Origin of the sequence: Edaphobacter lichenicola (genome assembly GCF_014201315.1) — a bacterium.
GTDB classification, from domain to species: Bacteria; Acidobacteriota; Terriglobia; order Terriglobales; family Acidobacteriaceae; genus Edaphobacter; species Edaphobacter lichenicola_B.
On record NZ_JACHDY010000002.1, the window covers coordinates 917,640 to 934,490 of the forward strand.

Here is a 16,851-nt window from a genome sequence, read left to right on the forward strand (position 1 = left end):
AAAACTGTTTTGCTTAAGGGCACGGCTGGTAGCCCAAGGCTTTAGCCTTGGGTCTCCGTGCCGCAAATGCTTTGGTTGCATTGCGGCTTTAGCCGCTGAGGCCTGCCCTTCGTTTCGGGGGGTACTTTTCATCACCCTCTTTGTTGCTTTCCGATGGAGGAGGAGAGACATAACCGTAACCCCTTTGTTTGCACGAATCTGCAGGCAAACCCTTTGGAATCTAGTTTTTGCAGCTGGCTATAGCTTGTAAATCATTAAAAATAAAGACTTTACGCGCGGGTAATATGGGGGGGGGGATGGGGGTACCCGGCTAACTAGAGATCGTCGAAGCCGCAGCCACCTCAACCCGATTTCTGCCCGCGGACTTTGCTTGGTAGAGCGCCTGGTCCGCCTCATCCACCAGCACCGTCGAAGCTGAGTCATACCCCAGCGTCTTGGTCGCACAGCCGATACTCACCGTCACCACCCCGCTGGGACTGCCCGAGTGCGGCAGGCCAAGCATCTCCACCGTCCGTCGAATCTGTTCGGCCACCAGCTGCGCGCCGCTGCTGTCGGTGTTCGGCAGTACCGCCACAAACTCCTCGCCCCCATACCGGGCGAACAGGTCCGACGAGCGGTGAATCACCTCCTGCGCCGCCACGGCAACCTGGCGCAGGCAGCTATCGCCCATCACATGCCCATAAAGGTCGTTGTAAGGCTTAAAGTGATCGACATCAATCATCAACACCGAAAGCGGAGAGCGATCGCGCATCGCTCTCCGCCACTCGTTGTCCATCTTCTCCTCGAACCGCCGCCGGTTGGCTACGCCGGTGAGGCCATCAGCCATCGCAAGATTCTCCACCAGCCGGAAGGCACGGTTCAGCTCCTCCTCAGCCGTCTTGCGAGCAGTCACATCCCGCACCACGTTGACGAAACCAATAGGCTCCCACGTCGTCTCGTCGTGATAGAGCCGCATGCTCGCCTCCATCCAGACATAGCTTCCATCCTTTCTGGCGCACCGATAGATCAACGCCTCGACCGGCCCCCCCTCACGGCAAGCCCGCATCAAGGCCTCCACCGCAGCAAGATCGTCCGGATGAACGATCTGAAGGTGAGTGTGACCAACCAGTTCTCCGGGCTCCCACCCCAGCACGGTGGTCACAGCCGGCGAAATATACCGCCGCGCGCCAGATAAATCGGAGAGAACAATCACATCGTTCGAAGCCTCAGCCAAAAGACGAAACAGCGTCTCGCTGGACTTCAGGTTGACCTGCAGCCTCTCGCGCTCGGCGATCACAACCTCAACGACATAAAGCACCAGCATCGAGACTGCCACGAAGAACTGCAGCAGCAGATCGCCTGTCATCGAAGAGCCGGAGTGCACCAGTGCGATCGGACCCTGTCCCCGAATCGTCAGATATCCGCCGATGATCGACACAATCAACAGCCCAAGCGCAGAGCCTGCCAGGCGCAGACGAGCGCCAAGCAGCAGCAGCACAGGCAAGAGCAGGAACAGAAGTGGAAACCGCGTCTGCCAGAAGACTCCCAAAGCAGCAACGACCAGCAGCGTCAACAGTCCAGCAACCTCAAGCCGGGATCGGCCGGGAAACTGCTCCCTCTGCCGGAACGACAGATACAACGGCGTCATCACCGCGATCCCAAGAGCATCCGCCACAAACCAGTGTCTGGCCGCGGTAAATCTCGGCACCGCATGAAGGTTCGAGATGCTCAACTGAGCCAGCGCCGAGGCGATCGCCGGCGCTAAGACAACACCAAACAGCAGCAGGCTCATCAACTGCCTGCGTTGGGTAAGGTCTGGATTGGGCGAGATCGTCCGGTACATCAGCGCAGCCGCAATGCCGACCTCCAGCATGTTGCAGCCGGCAAGATAAACCGAGGTCCACGGTGCAAACGTCAACGCCAGGTTGAGCCCAAGATCGACCGCAAAGCCTACAACCAGATAAGCCGCCCACTGTCGGCGCCTCGAGCACAAGAGGACCCCCAGCAGCAGACCGTTTGAAGGCCACAGGATCGTGACCCCGCCGTTGTCCCAGCTCCGGATATTCAGCAGCAACGCGGCATAGCCCAGGCACACCAGCACCAGCGCGACCGTCGTCAGTCGCCACAGAGACGATCCACGATCCTCTACTGTCTCATTGAGAGAACCAATACCCATAACCAGCCCGGAGTTCCCTTATCGGCAGAAGCAGCGTTCCGCTTCATCGCCTGTCATCGGACTCCTAGTATGCTCCTTCCTGAAAGTTCAGCCACCCAACGAACGATCTCGAACCATGTTGTTCAACTGAGCGTTCGATGCCTCAGTTCGTGTTTGCCGCGGCGGCATCCAGCTCGCCGGCAAAGTAGCTCTCGCGAAAGCGGATTCGTGCCTCAGGATAATCGGGGATCTTGACCCGTATCCTGTGCATTCCCGACGCAGGCTCGCCGTTCGCCTCGGCATGCGGCTGAAAGCTCAATAAATAGTAGTTATGGACGTGATTCGAGAGCTGATGCAGACCTTCATCGAAGCCTCGCTGCGTGGTGAAGTTGATATACTCGCCGCCGGAGAGCGCAGCTAGCTCATGCGCCGCATTCTTCTTCAGGGCGTTCACCGCCATCACCAGAAGACCGATCGGCCCGCTGCCGCCGCCGTACTTCAGATCGCTCATAACCTCCGTCTTTCCTGGCCCAAACGCCACGGAGTCGACGACGGTATTGGTTCTCCCAAGCGCAGCAACCACCTCGGCCGGCTTGGCTGTGCTGCCGTGGTCGCGGGTCTCGCTGATCAGCAGAATTGCGTGGCGATAGTGGTTCTGGCGAGCCTCTAACAGCTTCGTCGCGTAGGCAACGGCGTCGAGCGTTGAGGCTTCGGGATCGTCGCAGGGCTCGAGCTGCGCAAGCGCGCGGGCCATGGCGTCGACGCTGTTCGAGAACTTGCCGAGCAGCAGCGGCGCGGAGCCGTAGGTGACGATGGCGACCTCGCGCGGGGCGTCGCCGGCGATGCCATCGATCATGGAGCCGAGGCCGCTTAGCTTGGGGTACTCGTAGCCTGCGGCGCGGCTGCATTGGACGACGACGACGAGCGACAGGCCGAGGGAGTCCGTGTCTTGATCGACGTGAACTGCCTGGGGAACTCCATTGTCTTCAACGACAAACTGCTCCGGCTTGAGCTCGTAGATCATCTCGCCGTGTTTGGTCTGGACGGTGGTTGGGACCAGGACCACATTGGACTGGGCTTTGAGGGTGTAGCTCTGGTTGTCCGTCGGCGGCGCGGTCTGGGCAATGGCTGGGAGTGCGGCGCAGAGCAGGAGGACGGGGTGGAGAGTCCGCATAGCTCAAGTCTAAACGGAGTGAATTTCGGTTTTGATTACAAAAAAAATGGTTTGGGGCAAAGAGGTGGTTTTTGCTGGGGGTTTTGCATTTTTGTGGTGTTTTGCGATGGTTAAATCGTGGTGTGATCGTGGTGGATTGCATGGCTGACGTGGTGTTTTAGCCGTCACTTTTTCGGAGTCGAACGATGCGCCACGTTTCTCAACTTTATTTTCGTGTCCGGATTTTCGCGTCCGGATTTTGGCCTCTGGATTTCACGTCCGGGAAAGAGGTCTTTCCCATTTGCGTCCACCCGATAGGAATCTGTACTGTCTCGCGGCGACTTACTTCAGGATTACTCATCTAAGTTATAGTCCGAGGGTGGCTGTCTGACCTACCTCCCCCCGGAACCAAGATTGAACCGAGAGTTGAACCGAAAGTTGACCTGATGACTACAAGCTCTGCTGTTGCTTCACCCTCCCTTGAAACGAATTCAGCTCTCACCTATCCCACTGCCCGCAAGGTGGAGCAGACGGACGCTTACTTTGGCACTTCTGTCAACGATCCCTACCGGTGGATGGAGGATGTTGACTCCGCGGAGTTGAAGACCTGGGTGGACGCCGAGAACGAACTGACACAGAGCTATCTTGCGGAGGTTCCCTCTCGCGAGGCGATGCAGAAGCGGCTGATGGAGCTGATCAACTTCGAGCGATACACCGCTCCTGCGCGACGCGGCGCGCGATACTTCTACTCGCACAACAGCGGGTTGCAGAATCAGAACGTCCTCTACTGGCAGCAGGGGTTGGAGGGTGAACCCAAGGTACTGCTTGATCCGAACACCTTCTCGGCCGATGGCACGGTTGCGATCAGCGGCCTCAGCATCACCGACGATGGATCGCTGGCGGCTTACTCGATTGCGGACGCAGGCAGCGACTGGATGAAGTGGCATGTCCGCGATGTCACGACCGGCAAGGATCTGCCCGATATTGTCGAGTGGTCGAAGTTCAGCGGGGCCGCGTGGCTCAAGGACGGCAGCGGCTTCTTCTACGAGGGCTACGACGCGCCAGAGGCCGAGGCGTTGAAGGCGGCGAACTACTTTCACAAGGTGTTCTTTCACAGGCTCGGCACGCCGCAGAGCGAAGACAAGCTGATCTTCGACCGTCCCGACGATAAGGAGTTGAACCTCGGGGCACAGGTGACCGACGACGGGCGATACCTGGTGCTCTATCAATCCAAGGGCACAAATCCGAACAACGAGATCGCCATTAAGGATCTCGAACAGCCTGAGTCGGCGATTCTGCGGCTGATCGATACCGCGGACGCGACCTACGCCCCGATCAACAACGATGGCACTCTCTTCTGGCTGCTCACCACGCTCGATGCCCCCAACGGCAAGGTTATCTCCATCGACCTGAATCATCCTGAGCGCGAACACTGGAAGACGGTGATTCCCGAGAGCAAGAACAAGCTGAGCGATATCTCGATCATCGACAATACGTTCATCGCGAACTATCTCGCCGACGCGCAGAGCCTGATCGAACTTCGCAGTCTCGACGGGCAGTTGTTCGAGCGACTGAAGCTGCCGGCGATTGGCACGGCGTACGGCTTCGGCGGACTGCGCGAGGACACTGAGACCTTCTACCAGTTCACCAACTTTACGACGCCGGGTACGATCTACCGGCTCGATATGAAGACGCGCCAATCAACCGTCTATCGACAGCCGAAGCTGTTGTTCGATCCGGTGCTCTATGAGACGACGCAGATCTTCTACAACAGCAAGGACGGCACGCGTGTGCCGATGTTTATCAGCCACAAGAAGGGCCTTGTGCTCGACGGGAGTGCGCCGACGCTGCTGTACGCGTATGGCGGATTCAATGTGCCGCTGATGCCGGAGTTCTCTTCCGCGCATGTGATGTGGATGGAGATGGGCGGGGTCTACGCGCAGCCCAGCCTGCGCGGCGGTGGCGAGTATGGCGAGGCGTGGCACGAGGCGGGAACGCGGCTGAAGAAGCAGAACGTCTTCGACGACTTCATTGCCGCAGCGGAGTGGCTCGTCGCGAACAGGTACACCTCGGCGGCGAAGCTGGCCATCTCCGGCGGAAGCAACGGCGGATTGCTGGTTGCCGCATGCGAGTTGCAGCGGCCGGATCTGTTCGGCGCCGTGATCGCGCAGGTTGGCGTGATGGATATGTTGCGCTTCGACAAGTTCACGATTGGCTGGGCGTGGAAGGAGGAGTATGGATCTCCTTCAGAGAACGCGGAGGAGTTTGCTGCGATCTACAAGTACTCTCCGCTGCACAATATCCGGCAGGGCGTGGCTTATCCGGCGACACTGATCACCACTGGCGATCATGATGATCGTGTTTACCCGGCGCACAGCTTCAAGTACACGGCGGCCTTACAGGCCGCACAAGGCGGCACGAATCCGATCCTGATCCGTGTAGAGACACGGGCGGGACATGGGGCTGGAATGCCGCTCAGCAAGAGGATTGAGGCGACGGTGGATCAGTATGCCTTTCTGGTGCGGGAGCTGAACCGGTAGAAACTGTCCTGCCGGACGGGCGCCCTACGCAGGCAGCGGTCACTTCGTGACGTGTATACCGCTTCGCGTGATGCTCCCGTTGGTCGCTAGTCAGATTGTGCCGACCAACGGGAGGACCGAAGCATGTAGCCTCGCCCAGACAAGGTACACACGTCACGAAGTGACCGCCCCACGCGCAGTGGGCCCGTCCGGCAGGATGTTTTTGCGAAGGAAGACAGTCGCCTGGGGATTGTCGTTGTAGCGTTCGCATGGGACGTAGCCGCGTCTTCGATACAGAGCTATTGCAGTCTTCAGACCGTCATGGCTATCAAGATAGATCCAACGCAACCCTCTGCTTCGAGCGAACTCCTCCTGCGCGTCCAGCAGCTTGTCTGCGATGCGGTGCCCGCGGGCAGCAGGCTGCACGTAGAGCCGCTTGCACTCGCCGGCAAACGGAATGGTTGTCATCTTTCGCAGCAGGACGCAGCCAACGGGCTTGTCTTCCAGGTAGGCGAGCCACACACCAGAGGAGGGCTCGTCGATGATCTTCTGTATTGCCGGGAGTGTATCGCGTACAACGACATCGATTGCATCGTAGTACTCCTTCAGCAGTTGAAGGACCTCGTCGCTGCACTTCGATACGCGAACGATTCGCAGAGAAGATTCTTTCGGCCGACTCAGAATGGAGCGAACCTTCGCGAGCGAATCAACCAGCACCTCGCGGTCGGAGGAATCAAGGTCAGCGAGCAGCTGTTGTATTTGTAACTCAGACTGTTCGTTGAGCCGCGCTACGGCTCTGTCTCCTGTTGGCGTGAGTGTAAGCAATCTCTCCCGGCCGTCCTGCTTTGAGGCGATCTGGCGCACCAGCTTTCGCCGGGTGAGCAGGGCGAGGCTTCGACTGATGTATCCGGCGTCGAGGCCGAGCGTGTTGCGTAACGAGGATGCGGTCTGTCGTGGGTTGGCTCCGATCTCATACAGAATCCGAGCCTCCGTCAGCGAAAAGTCTCCGTCCAGATGCCGCCTTCGCAACAAGCCCAGCCGCGCGGTGTAGAAGCGGTTGAACTCTCGTACCGCAGAGACCTGATTCCGTTCTTCGAGGTTGCTGATAGCCATAGGGGAGTCTAACTTCAAATAGTTGCCAAAAGCAAGTATATAAACCCCGCGTTTTCAATGACGTTCAAGAGAGCGGCGGGGTGGTTGGATTGAATGGACAAAAGGGCGCTAGGCGGGTAATAACCAGTTGCGTAATACAGCTTGCGGCACGTAGTGGAGGGATTCAAATTTTTATCGCTATTTTTGCGGCGATACTGGGCTTGTCCCGCTTTCGGGGTATATCCAAATACCCAGCATTTGTGGTGATCCGGCGGAGAAATGTGAATCCGGGGACATCGCCTACGCGTCTTATAAACACGTAGAAAGGTTGCCTTATGAAACTGAATATTTCTATCGCGTTACTGCTGGCACTGGCTCCTGCGTTCGCCTTGGCGGCACCAAAGCAGCCTACAGGCCATTTGCGGCCACAGGGTTATCATGACCGCGCCCCGAAGGCTCACATTCAACATTCGTATTCGCACCACGCCTAATCGCTTGTTTTAGCTGGCGTTAGGCTTAGATCGAGTCGCCCCTCGACTCTCGTGCCTTGCGGATAAACGCTGCTAGTTTTTCCGGGCTCTTCTTACCCGGCTCCAACTCCACACCACTCGCGACATCCACCCCCCAGGGATTTAGCCCCTGAATGGCCTCTGCTACGTTTTCCGGTCGGAGGCCTCCTGCGACGATCAGCCTGAGTTCAGGCGCGGCCTCGTCGAAGATGTTGCGCGCGGTGTCCCAGTCGAACGAGACGCCGGTGCCGCCGAGGGCTGCGCCTACCTTCGAATCGATCAATACTCTATCGACCAGACCGTCGGCCGCAATCTTGCGCAACTGTGCAGCTACGATGGCGCCGCTTGCTACGTCGGGCTCGACGTTCCAATGAACTGTCTGGATCAACGAGACCTGGCCTGCGAAGAGCTTGTGGAGGCGATGCAGAAGTGCGAAGTCGACGCCACTGTGGAGCTGAACCGCGGTGAGACCAGCCTCATGTGCTGCGCGGGCGATCTCGTAGGCATCGACTGCGTAGAAGACGCCTACGCGCTCGACGGTGGAGGGAAGATGCGGCGTGATCTTTGCAACCTCGGCAGAGGTGACCCGGCGAGGGCTGGGGGCGAAGACGAACCCAAGCGCATCGGCGCCAAGCTCGGCGGCTAGTTTCGCATCATCAAGGTTGGTGTTGGCGCAGATCTTAATCCACATGAGGTTGACCGGCTCCGCTGGCGGGCCTTCTTGTGCCTTCTGGTTAGATGTCGGAGGAGTACTCGCGATCCAGAAGGGTGGCGAGCGCGGCGGCGGGGTCGGGCTGCCGCATCAGCGTCTCGCCGATGAGGAAGGCATCGTATCCGGCGGCTCGCAGACTGGCGATGTCTTCGGCGGTGCGGATGCCGCTCTCGGCAACGGTGACGGCGGACTTCGGCAGGGATGCGGCGAGCTCGAAGAGAACTTCGGTGCGGACGGAAAAGGTGCGCAGATCGCGGCTGTTGACGCCGATGAGGTCGAAGCCCAGGGCGATGGCGCGTTCTAGCTCTTCGCGATCGTGGGTCTCGCAGAGGACATCGAGGCCGCTGGAGCTGGCTTCGTCGCGCAGATCGCTGAGTGCGGTGTCGCTGTGGGCGGAGACGATGAGCAGAATCGCATCGGCTCCGTAGGCGCGGGCTTCGAGGATCTGGAAGGGATCGAGGATGAAGTCCTTGCGGAGGCAGGGAATGTCTACGACGCTCGATGCCTGTTGCAGGTAGGCGAGCGAGCCCTGAAAGAACTCCTCGTCGGTGAGGATCGAGAGGGCTGCGGCGCCGGAGGACTCGAAGGTCCTGGCCAGGGTGGCGGGATAGAAGTCGCTGCGGATGAGGCCCTTTGAGGGCGAGGCTTTTTTGATCTCGGCGATGATGGCTGGGCCGGTCTTTGCTGCGGCTTGAAGGCCGGCACGGAAGCCGCGCGGGATGTGAGCAGCCGCCATGCTCTCGAGCAGCCCGAAGTCCGCGACCGCCTTGCGAGCTCTTACCTGCAGGAGCGTGTGCGCAAGAATCTGATCGAGCTGAGTGGGCATAGTCCCTTTGCGATGGCTGGGTGGTAGTTCCGGATGATGAGACCGGTTCGACCCGCACTCGGCTGCCCTTGGCGGCTACTGAAAGCTGCCTGCCTGCAACCGAGGTTGAAACTTTGGTGCCGAAGGGGGGACTCGAATTGCGTGCCCCGAACATCTTCTATTTATTGGCAGCTACGCCTCTAAGATTATGATTCAAAAGAGACTTACTATATCGCTCACTCCAGCTATTGCCAGCGGCGTCCAGCCGTTGACAACATTAATACTACGCATGATTAGTAAAACAGTAAAACGCTATCGCGGGCGGTTCAGTAGGTGTCAGTCCTGAGTCGGTTCAGGTCGACACCTTCCTGGAAATGCGTGCCGGCCATTTGCGGTTTCTCGAACCGTACGTTATCGCCGATTCGAATGCTGCAAAACACTGCGCCGTACCATGTCATTCATCGCAGCTCTTCCGAAATCAAACAACTCGCTCAATTTGGCGAACATAGTTGCGTGGTCGATTGATGGTATGGCGTCCAATTATTGGAATTGACTCTCCCTTAGCAAACCTCGCTGCAAAGCGAGCGAAAGGTTTGGATGTTCAACCTCGCTTGCCGGCATAGTCATTGCGGTGTCTGCAAAGCCGGACTGATCGACTCCGTGCATCTCGCGTTGGTGCCGGTTCTCCTCGGTCAGGGCGAGCCGCTGTTGCACGGTCTGGACCTGCCTGCGCTCGGATCTTGCGTAACCGATCGCATGGCTTCGGAATACGCGACGCACTTTGTGCTGGAGAAAGTAGCAATACAGAGCTAACGACGAAGGCCGACGAAACGACCGCGAGTACGACTACCGCTACTCGATCCTCCCCTTCGTCCTCGCAAATCTCCTCAGCGGTGGCCGCCTCAACGAGAGCGAACTGCACGGCCTGGGCGAAGACAAACTCGGCGACATCCACCGCGCAGCGGTGCACCTTTAAAACTCTCGCTCTACTGGCGGTTCGCAAATACGGAAGGTTGTCAGGATGAGTTCAAGACGAGCCGTGTTCACATCAAGTGAGAACCCGCCAATTACTACCCAACGTCGATCAATTCATTTTCTTTCTGTCTCGATTACGTTACATATCGTAGTATGGCCGCATACGTCCCCATGACAACGCGACTGATAGGTTTTTTCATGTCTCTTCGATTCCGGATATCTCACTTCTTCCCTCTGTCCCTTTTCGGGTTATTTGCCATTCTTGGCGGCTGTTCCAGCGGTTCCGGCAACTCTGGCGGAGGTGGGTCGCAACAAAAAACGCCAGCACCAATCGTTACAGGCATCTCTCCGTCAAGTGTTCCAGTCGGTTCACCGGCTTTCACGCTTTCTATTACTGGCAGCAACTTCCAGCCCCAGGCTGTGGTGAACTGGAATACAACTGCCCTCGCAACTACTTTTACGAGCGCATCCGCGCTGAGCGCCGCCGTTCCAGCTAATCTTGCCGCAACAGGATCCACCGCAAACATCACGGTCACCAATCCTGACGGCCAGTCCACGACCGGGAACACCTCTTCACAGCAGGTCTCGATTACGAATCCCGCCCCTACGCTCTCCGGCGTCACCCCTCAGTTACTTTATGCCGGCTCACCGAACACGGTCTTCACTCTCACCGGCACAAACTTTAACTCGTCTTCCGTAGTCATGGCCGGAACAACATCGCTGACGACGACCTTCGTCAGTGCCACCCAGCTCACGGCGTCCGCCCCAGCTGCGCTTCTGGCCACTGTTGGCACTTTGAGCCTGGCTGTCTTGAATCCCGCGCCAGGTGGCGGCAGCTCACAAACAATTCCTGTCACGCTGAGCCAGCCGCCCGCGACACTCGCATCACTCTCGCCTGCGACTGCGACGGCCGGTTCGTCGCCGGTAAACGTTACCTTGACTGGCACCTACTTCACACCTACGTCCGTCGTCTACATCAACAATTACCTCGCCGCAGCCACCACTTACATTTCGTCAACCTCGATTCAGTTCACAATTTCAGCGCAAGCCCTGACGAGCACAGGCAATCTCATCGTCACAGTTCACGACTCGGCATGGCCGAATAATATCTCCAATCAACTAATGTTTCAGGTCGTCAATCCTGTGCCTGTTCTCAGCAGTATCTCTCCCGTCTCGATCACGGCTGGTGCGCCAAATTTCTATCTCACACTCTCCGGCAGTAACTTCGTCTCGTCCTCGACGGTTCTGATCAACGGGGCGCCAACGCAGCCGGATTCCTCGTCGGGTACGACCGCCACGGTCATTGTTCCCGCAAGCGCCGTCTCTACCGTTGGTACCGTCACAATCGCTGTCTCAAATCCGGCTCCCGGCGGCGGCACTTCTGCCTCTCAGACGCTCAATGTCATCAGCGCCAACAACCGTATTCGGACCGTGAACATCGAGGCGGCTGATCTCGGCTGGGATCCCGCGCACAATTTGCTTATCGCGTCGACTCTCTCAGGCTCTTCCAACAATGCGAATAGCATAGTCACCATCGATCCGCTGCAGGGCACAGTGATTACCGCCGCATCTCTCCCCAGCCAGCCCTCCGGCATCTCTGTCACCGCCGACGGCAGTTATGTCTACGTAACACTCCCGTCCACTGGGCAGATCGAACGCTTCACCCTCCCATCGCTTACGCCGGACATCACCTTCGGTCTCGGCAGCGCCAACGGCAAGCCCAACAGCGCCACTTCCGTAGCTTCTGCTCCCGGAGAACCTCATACTGTTGGCGTTTCACTTCAGAACGCATCTGTTAACAGCAGTGTTGCTGTCTTCGATGATGGTGTTGTCCGTTCGAACATCGCAGTTCCCACGGGCTTTGACAACAACTTCAACACTCTCGTCTGGGGGAGCGACGCCACCACTCTCTATGGCTCCAACGCGATAATCTCCACTGCAGATGAAGACACGTTCTCCGTCAACAACAGCGGTGTGACACTTCACAGCGACCAGCCCGGAGCACTCGGCGAATTCGTCAGGCATCTCGCCTTCGACACGAAGACCGGTCGTCTGGTCGACGGCTATGGCGATGTCGTCACCGCCGCCAGCGGTCAGAATGTTGGTCAGCTTCAAGTGCAGAACACCATCGGCTACGAAGAAAATCCCTTCGCGCTCGACACCGCCCAGCGCACCGTCTTCTACTTAAACGTCAACGGCTTCTATCCCAACGGTCCCGTGAACGGTACATACATTCAGGCCTTCGGCCTCGATCAGTTCAACTACATCAACTCGATGTTGGTCAACGGTCTCACCGGAGGCTCGACAATCGTCCGGTGGGGTACCAGCGGTCTCGCGATCAACGGTTCGTCGCAGATCTACCTGATCGACGGCTCGTTCATCGCGCCCACAGGTATCTCTTCGCCCGCCGGCGGTTACGTCGCCCCTTCGCCAACCCTGATCTCTGTCACTCCCGCTGCAGTCACTGCCGGCAGCGCTGATGTGAAGTTTACGCTCACCGGCCGCGACTTCACGCAATCTTCACAAGTGACATGGAACAACCAGACTCTTCTGATCGATTCAGTCTCCGACACACAGATCGTTGCCACCATTCCTGCTTCCTCGCTCACCAGCCCTGTAGCGAGTGGCATCGCGGCCACAAATGGCGTTGGAACCGCCAGTTCCGGCGCACTCGGTTTCACGGTTCTTCCTGACCTGGGGCCAGGTACGCAGATCAACACCCTGGACATCTCCGGTCAGGATCTCGCCTGGGACAGTAAACACAACTTGCTTTATGTCGCTGTTCCCGGCAGCGATCCCGTCTTTCCCAACACGATTGCGGTCGTCGACCCAACGAAGCCCACCCTAACCCAGGCTGTTCCCATCGCCGACAACCCAAGCGTTATCTCGCTCTCTGACGACAACCAGTACCTTTATTCCGGGTTCTACGGGCAGGCCATCATTCAGCGCTATGCGCTGCCGTCTTTCTCGCTCGATCTAACCATACCCACAGGCGTAGGGTACCCGGCAAACACTGTGGGAACGCACGGCAGCTGTACGTTCGCGACAGAGGTCAAGGTTGCACCGGGCAATCCTCAGTCCATCGCCGTGACGAGTGGGAACAACAACGTAGAACCCAGAGGATGTGGCAATTTAGCCATCTACGATAGTGCCACCCCGCGCCCCGGCTTCGTGGTGTATGGCTCCGGTGCATTTGACTTCTCGACCCTCGCTTGGGGTGCAGACACCACCACGCTCTATGGGCAGTCCGATTATGGTGGTCAGCCCCAGAGCCTTGGCGGGTTTGCCGTGTCATCCACCGGCGTCACGGTCGCGGGCGCCCTCAACAGTGGCAATCTTGGGCTCAGGGTCCATTTCGACCCCGGGACAAATCTGATCTACAGTGATTCGGGAGTCATTACGAATCCAGTGGGTCCAGCACAAGTCGGCACGTTCCCTTCAGGAGTGGCCGTCGTAACCGATTCCACTCTCAAACGAGCCTTCGTTCTCAGCTCCTCTAGCTCGAACAACTCCGGTCAGGGCGCAACATCCTACACGCTCAATATCTTCGACCTCAACACTCGAGGTCTGCTGAATTCAATTGTGATTCCCGATGTCCTCGGATATCCGACACGAATGGCTCGCTGGGGCTCGAATGGCCTCGCATTCGTGACGAACAGCCAACTCTACACGACGGGCTCTGCCGGAGTCCTTTATATCCTTCAAGGAAGTGGCATTTCGGGTTTGCCATAGCGACGTCGGATGATTGCTAATCTGGGTTCGGGTTCTAATCCCCCGCCGTAGAGCCTGGTCGAGGAGGATCTCTAACATGTCACGGAAAGTGGATCTCTACGATAGTGCTTATGGAAATTATGAGTCGGCGACCTACCGCCAGGTGCGCATCGAGACCTATGGCAAGGATTTCGGGCAAACGAGCTGGGTGACAACGGAAGAATCTAATGCAATCCCCCAACTGCTGGGGCTGAGATCCGATTCGTTTGTGCTGGAAGTGGGGTGCGGTTCGGGGGGATATGCGTTGCACCTTGGAGAAAAAGTGGGCTGTCGGCTCATAGGGCTGGACATTAACAAACCGGGAGTTCGCAATGCGAACCAGCTTGCGCAGGCAAGAGGTCTCGCTTCCCAGGTGCGTTTTGAACAGTGTGACGCCTCGAAGAATCTACCTTTCGACGACAACACCTTTGATGCAGTGTTCTCGAATGACGTTCTGTGCCATCTTCCAGGACGCCCCGAGGTATTGGTTGAGATGTTTCGCGTACTAAATCCCGGCGGACGGATGCTGTTCAGTGACGCTCTGATAATTGGCGGAATGGTTTCCCACGAAGAGATCGCTACGCGTAGCTCGATCGGCTTTTACGTGTACAGCCCGCCTGGAGAGAATGAACGCCTCATGGAGCGAGCGAAGTTTCGACACATCCGCGTACAAGATACAACCGAGAGCGCGGCTCGGATCGCGAAGCAGTGGTATCACGCACGGGAGAAAAGGAAAGAGGAACTGGTCGCAGCGGAAGGCAAGACTAACTTCGAGGGACTGCAACGGTTCCTCTCCTGTGTACATGTTTTGATGAGCGAAAAGCGTCTGCTGAGGTATCTGTACGTTGCGAGTAAGGAGTTCCGAGATGATCTCACTCCGTGATTGCATGAAATGTGTCTCAGATACTAAATGCCGCGCTATGAGTCATGGTGGACGTATAGTCCCTACCGTAACAACTGGAAACCTCACTGGTAGCTCTGTATACCCCGTCACCCATATCCTAAGCGGCGGCTGCCTGAAGAGTTGCTGATGCCCATTCAGTTTAAACAGGTTGTCCCGGAGTCAGAGTCTATGATTCCGCGCCGATTCGGTGCAGAACCGCGTCCAGAGCTTTCCAGCAAAACGTGGATTACTTCCGGATAGCCCGTGACTCACCCGGAGCAGGGACAGAACCTCGAAAAGCCTTCCCATAAGCCGGCCATCTCAGTACAACCTGCTCAGCATGGATTGTTATGGTTACGGTCTTTGTATAACTGTCACCGCGCTACCCGCTCAGAAAGCAAAGCCTCAACTGCAATGCTCAGCAACATGGAACGTGCGGCCGCGAGGTTATAGTCGAAAGTAATTTCGACATACTTCGTTGCTCCCGGCTGTCGGTCTCAAGTGATGCTCCTTGGGACACTTCACATTCTGAAGAGCGTTCGCAAACTCGGCTGTTTGGCCGCACTAGCCACTGAACGTAAGCCTTGGCTTCCGTTATAAAAGGAAAATATCGTCTGATCCACGCTGCCTGCCAGCCGCAACCCAATCGTAAACTCAAGATTGACGTCCGCATCGCCAAGAATAGTAAAGGCCAAAAGAATCGGCCAATTCATCACGGCATCCCACCAGGTCACGCCCTGCAACCCCCCACCGCTTGCTCCGGCCCCGAAAAGTTCGTGACGGCAGCCCGAAGGAGATACGCCACTGCCGGGGAAACCCCACACTCCTATATTGGAATTACACGGAGGCGTAACATCAGAAGTGCTGACCGTGAAATCTATTGGCTTTGTGCCGCTATCCCATGCAAACGGATTGTCCCAGTGAATGAAGATCAACTCTTGCGGGCAGGGGATTCCGGGATCAATCAAATATTTGACCCAGCCTTCCGTTCCAGTGGCAATGCCGGAGGACTCAGACTGCCAGGCGCCATGTGTTTGCGGCTGGATTTGCGGTGGCGGTCGCCATCCTCCGTCCGTCCAACTGCCATGACACGGATCGTTTGATGAGATCGCGGGGTCAAGCAGCGTTAAGGTGAAAGGCGTATTGTTCGACAGCGTTACGCGGGTACTTCTTTTTGGCATGGCATGCCTCGCTGGTATCCGTCCACCCAGATGCCCATTCATCCCCAAGATCGACACCAGGGTGTAAGGTGGGTCCCCAATCCTTGAAAAACTGCCGTATACTTCCCGTCATCGTTTCGCGTGTCACTGACCACATCACGTTGTAGTCGGAATTGCTCCCGCAACCCATACAGCCACGTTCAGGACCGCCCGTGCTATTGCAATGCAATCAGAATGGGGATCAGTCCCCGCCCTTTTTCGAGAGGGCGCTTCCGTTCGCCTTGGAAAGCAACCTATTTTTTTCATCTCCCAAGGCCCAAAGCGACATCAGCTCGGAAATCGCGATGAGGGAGTGATCACAGGTTGATAGGCGCGCTTAGCGGCCCCTGAGAGCATCCAGTCCTTTCGAGAGTGCCGAAATCCCGGGCTATGCATAGCAGGGGCTTAGTTCAAGCGCCCGCGTTATGACGAGACTTCCGAGTGGTCGGCAAACAGGAAGTTAGCCGGGGCGAAGATCAAGGAGAAGAGCAACTTTCCTATAGCCCGTCATCCGCCAGTGACATTAGCTTCCTAACAAGCCGACTTATGAGGAGGAATCCTAGGCCGATCTCTTAAACGACAGAATCGCAAACAGTTTCCATTCCAAAATTATCTGTGGATAGACTGGCTTTAGCTCAACAGTGGATTGGCGAGGACTACTTGTCCGATAAGACGACTTCTCTCGGCCAAGTGGACTGGGCTAGCTAAGGGGTAGTGAAGTGGTTGACCGAGCTCTTCACTCCATCGCTCTTGCCAGTGGCCTCCATCGAGTCAACGGTGTAGTAGTAGGTCGTCTGTGGTTCCAGGTTATCGAGGCGTACGCGAAAAACCGTCGATGCGTGATCCGGGTTCAACCTGATCGGAGATTTTGCGGTCTCGGTCAGGCTCTTTGGATCCCTGCCATAGTGCACGATTCCGTAATGCACGGGTGAGCCACCGGGATTGTTCGTCGTCCAGTTGATAATCGTCAAATGCTCCATCGCCAACTCGATCTTCGGCCCCTGGATAATCCGCACCTGCAGAGCTTTTGGAGTCGTCGGACTCTCCTGTGCAGACAGGCTGCCGCTCAAAACCGAGATCGTCAAAGCTACGAGGGCTCTGTTCAAATTCACACCTCAAA

General features: G+C 57.3%; 10 protein-coding genes. 3 read left to right on the forward strand and 7 right to left on the reverse strand.

The genetic code is table 11. The features are described 5' to 3' along the window. Positions 1–310: 310 nt before the first annotated feature. Both HDF09_RS10100 and HDF09_RS10105 read right to left on the reverse strand, forming a co-directional pair. Positions 311–2,155 (reverse strand): bifunctional diguanylate cyclase/phosphodiesterase, encoded by a 1,845-nt coding sequence (locus HDF09_RS10100; RefSeq protein WP_183765471.1) that lies wholly within the window; start codon positions 2,153–2,155, stop codon positions 311–313. Between the two features lie 142 nt (positions 2,156–2,297). Then, positions 2,298–3,308 carry a VWA domain-containing protein gene (locus HDF09_RS10105; protein ID WP_183765474.1) on the reverse strand — a complete coding sequence of 337 codons (1,011 nt, stop codon included), beginning with the start codon at positions 3,306–3,308 and terminating at the stop codon, positions 2,298–2,300. Between the two features lie 425 nt (positions 3,309–3,733). Between HDF09_RS10105 and HDF09_RS10110 the strand changes: the two genes are divergently transcribed. Then, positions 3,734–5,827 (forward strand): prolyl oligopeptidase family serine peptidase, encoded by a 2,094-nt coding sequence (locus HDF09_RS10110; protein WP_183765477.1) that lies wholly within the window; start codon positions 3,734–3,736, stop codon positions 5,825–5,827. 153 nt (positions 5,828–5,980) lie between these two features. Here the strand turns inward: HDF09_RS10110 and HDF09_RS10115 are convergent, their stop codons facing one another. From HDF09_RS10115 to trpC, 3 genes are all read right to left on the reverse strand, one after another. After that, positions 5,981–6,919 (reverse strand): bifunctional helix-turn-helix transcriptional regulator/GNAT family N-acetyltransferase, encoded by a 939-nt coding sequence (locus tag HDF09_RS10115; RefSeq protein ID WP_183765480.1) that lies wholly within the window; start codon positions 6,917–6,919, stop codon positions 5,981–5,983. Between the two features lie 495 nt (positions 6,920–7,414). Beyond that, entirely contained in the window at positions 7,415–8,098 is a 684-nt protein-coding gene (locus HDF09_RS10120) for a phosphoribosylanthranilate isomerase (protein ID WP_183765483.1), read from the reverse strand. 43 nt (positions 8,099–8,141) lie between these two features. Beyond that, complete coding sequence (trpC, locus tag HDF09_RS10125; protein WP_183765486.1) at positions 8,142–8,945, reverse strand: indole-3-glycerol phosphate synthase TrpC; 804 nt, start codon at positions 8,943–8,945, stop codon at positions 8,142–8,144. Positions 8,946–10,097: 1,152 nt separating this feature from the next. Between trpC and HDF09_RS10135 the strand changes: the two genes are divergently transcribed. Together HDF09_RS10135 and HDF09_RS10140 are read left to right on the forward strand one after the other, a co-directional pair. Beyond that, a complete protein-coding gene (locus HDF09_RS10135; protein ID WP_406704454.1) occupies positions 10,098–13,631 on the forward strand; it encodes a beta strand repeat-containing protein in 3,534 nt (1,177 codons plus the stop codon). Between the two features lie 76 nt (positions 13,632–13,707). Further along, complete coding sequence (locus HDF09_RS10140; protein WP_183765491.1) at positions 13,708–14,532, forward strand: class I SAM-dependent methyltransferase; 825 nt, start codon at positions 13,708–13,710, stop codon at positions 14,530–14,532. Positions 14,533–15,053: 521 nt separating this feature from the next. Here HDF09_RS10140 and HDF09_RS10145 read toward each other — a convergent pair. Both HDF09_RS10145 and HDF09_RS10150 read right to left on the reverse strand, forming a co-directional pair. Then, entirely contained in the window at positions 15,054–15,713 is a 660-nt protein-coding gene (locus HDF09_RS10145; protein WP_183765494.1) for a hypothetical protein, read from the reverse strand. A gap of 722 nt (positions 15,714–16,435) precedes the next feature. Continuing rightward, positions 16,436–16,843 carry a fibronectin type III domain-containing protein gene (locus tag HDF09_RS10150; RefSeq protein WP_183765498.1) on the reverse strand — a complete coding sequence of 136 codons (408 nt, stop codon included), beginning with the start codon at positions 16,841–16,843 and terminating at the stop codon, positions 16,436–16,438. Positions 16,844–16,851: the final 8 nt, after the last annotated feature.

Excerpts from the sequence above, each read along its gene's own strand:
- HDF09_RS10100 (WP_183765471.1), bottom strand. The coding sequence starts at position 2,155 with ATGGGTATTGGTTCTCTCAATGAGACAGTAGAGGATCGTGGATCGTCT.
- HDF09_RS10105 (WP_183765474.1), bottom strand. The coding sequence starts at position 3,308 with ATGCGGACTCTCCACCCCGTCCTCCTGCTCTGCGCCGCACTCCCAGCC.
- HDF09_RS10110 (WP_183765477.1), top strand. The coding sequence starts at position 3,734 with ATGACTACAAGCTCTGCTGTTGCTTCACCCTCCCTTGAAACGAATTCA.
- HDF09_RS10115 (WP_183765480.1), bottom strand. The coding sequence starts at position 6,919 with ATGGCTATCAGCAACCTCGAAGAACGGAATCAGGTCTCTGCGGTACGA.
- HDF09_RS10120 (WP_183765483.1), bottom strand. The coding sequence starts at position 8,098 with ATGTGGATTAAGATCTGCGCCAACACCAACCTTGATGATGCGAAACTA.
- trpC (WP_183765486.1), bottom strand. The coding sequence starts at position 8,945 with ATGCCCACTCAGCTCGATCAGATTCTTGCGCACACGCTCCTGCAGGTA.
- HDF09_RS10135 (WP_406704454.1), top strand. The coding sequence starts at position 10,098 with ATGTCTCTTCGATTCCGGATATCTCACTTCTTCCCTCTGTCCCTTTTC.
- HDF09_RS10140 (WP_183765491.1), top strand. The coding sequence starts at position 13,708 with ATGTCACGGAAAGTGGATCTCTACGATAGTGCTTATGGAAATTATGAG.
- HDF09_RS10145 (WP_183765494.1), bottom strand. The coding sequence starts at position 15,713 with ATGCCAAAAAGAAGTACCCGCGTAACGCTGTCGAACAATACGCCTTTC.